The following is a 2202-nucleotide window of genomic DNA, read 5'->3' as shown; positions in this document are numbered from 1 at the left end:
CGTCCCCGGCTCGTCATCATTGGTAATCGTGCAGACGGCGACCTGCTCGTTGGCGAGCGTGATCGAGTTGCCGGAAACCGGCGTGCCGCCGTCGATCGAGCAAGCATAGTCGCTCGCCGTATAGCCCGGCTGGTTCGTCTCGCTCAACGTATAGGTGCCCGCCGGCACCGCCGCATCCGTCACATCAGCGCTGCCGCTGACGCCGGAGATGGTCACGGGCCCGTCGGCGGTCAGCGTGAAATCCGCCGTGGTCAACGTGCCGCCGTCGTCGTTCGTCACCTGCTTCTCGAGCGTCAGCAGGGGCGCGGCGACATCGGTGTCGGAATTCGTGTTGTTGGCCGGGGTCGGGTCGGGGAAGCCCACGGGATTCGTCACCGTGGCCGTGTTGGTGAGTTCGCCGGTGAAGGTGAGCGGCACCTGCATGGTCAGCGTAAAGGTGACCGACGACTCGGCGGGCAGGTTCACCGCCGCGTCGACGATGTCGCCGGTGCCGTTAGCCACGTTGCAGACGGCGCCGTTCGTCGGGCTGCCACAGGTCCAGGTCGCATCGGCAATGCCGTTGGGAAGCGCGTCGTTGACGCGCGCGTTCTGCACGCCGAAGGGGCCGTTGTTGCTGACGACGATCGTATAGATCACTTCGCCGCCGCGGTCGTAGGTGGCGGAGCCGTCGTCCTTGTCGATCTCGAGGTCGGCGTCGAGCTCCACCGCCGTCGTGGGGCACTTGGCGCCGTCGCCGCCGCCCGTCGGCGACGCGGAGATGAGCGTCGCTTCACCCGTCGCGGTATCGAACTGGTAGATCCCGCCATTAGCATTCTCACGACCGAAAACGCCGTTGGTGGCGCTGATCATCGACCCGAAGCCACCGGCGACTGACGGGCCGATCGGGTCCACCGCTCCCGTGGCGGGATCGATCGAATAAAGCCAATTATCGCTTTGGTTGTGCGTGTAAATCAGCCCGTTGTGCCAGGCGATGTCCGCATTGTTGATGGCCTGATCAAGGACTATAGCGGTCGCCGTCGGCGAATTCGGATCCGACACGTCGACGCGCCACATCCTGTCCGTGAGGTGGTTATGCTTGAGGTAGAGGAAGCCGTCCGTCCCGACCACGCCCGAGGCGATTGTGGCCCGATAATTATCAATGCCCCCGGGAGGATTGGCATCGGTGTTGATGCCCCCACCGGCGATGACGCCGAATTCCCGCACGACACCATTGCTGTCGATACGCAGAAGGATGTGCCTGCCGGCCCCATTCGCGGCATTCGCGTCCCAACGCGCCGCATAGATGAAGTTGTCCTGGGGGCGGTAGCCGATGCCGTTGTAGCCGGGACTGTCCGCCGAGCCGATGGGCGGAAAGGTGAACGGGTTGGTGCTCGTGTCGACGCTGTGGAGTTGCGTCGGATTGAAGCCCATCGACAGATAGATAGTCGACGTACAGGCGGCGAACGGGGTCTGCGCCTGTGCTTGCGCGTCCGTGGCTGATGCCGTCAGAAGGGCGAAGGCGCCGAGCCCCGCCGCAACGCATGTGAGCCGAGCACCGATACGGCCAAGGCTTGCACCGGCGCCGCGCACTGCTGCTGAAAGCAAAGGAAGATAGCGCATAAATGACCCCTCGCATGTGGATCGTCCGCTGGTGGGCGGCCTTGCGCTGACACTCGTCGCCCCGCCTCGGCGTCGCATTGGAATCCCCCTCGGATTCCGTATGCCGCATCAACGCCTCGGCAGGGTGCGCCCAACATCGGAGATCACCGACGGGTGCATTGTGCATAACAGTTCACGGATGTATTTCAGATCTACACAGAGATTTCATAGTCCTACGAACTGCACAAAAATAGCGACGTCACTGTTGCAGAACCGCCACAACGTAAATTCTACCTGAAGTGGAATAAAAATTGAGAGGATATAGGGTTTACTTGCTCTTGCGAACCTTCGCTGGAGTCATGCCCCTCAACCTGCTCAACGTGCTCGTCAGGTGACTCTGGCTCGAAAAACCGCTGAGAAAAGCCACCTCGCCGAAGGTGTAATCCGTTTCGACGAGCAGACGCTCGGCAAAATCGAGCCGCATGTTGGTGAGGAACTTGTAAGGCGGCTGTCCGAACGTCTTCGTAAATGCCTGGATGAAGTGATTGGGTGAATGGTTGCAGAGCGCCGCAAGTTCGCCGACGGACAGTTTGCGGGTAAAGTTTTCGGCCAGGTATTCCTGCA

2 protein-coding genes are annotated in these 2202 nt (G+C 61.7%); both read right to left on the bottom strand.

Annotation, left to right across the window (positions count from 1 at the left end; translation table 11 throughout):
- Positions 1–1599: DUF6923 family protein (locus SIN08_RS16025; RefSeq protein ID WP_322452608.1), on the bottom strand; the 1599-nt coding region annotated here is incomplete at its 3' end.
- 307 nt (positions 1600–1906) lie between these two features.
- Positions 1907–2202 (bottom strand): AraC family transcriptional regulator (locus tag SIN08_RS16020; RefSeq protein WP_322452607.1); only part of this gene is annotated, 296 nt, incomplete at its 5' end.

The sequence above is a fragment of the Chelativorans sp. M5D2P16 genome (assembly GCF_034427935.1).
GTDB lineage: Bacteria > Pseudomonadota > Alphaproteobacteria > Rhizobiales > Rhizobiaceae > Chelativorans.
This window is presented reverse-complemented; position numbering and strand designations above follow the sequence as displayed.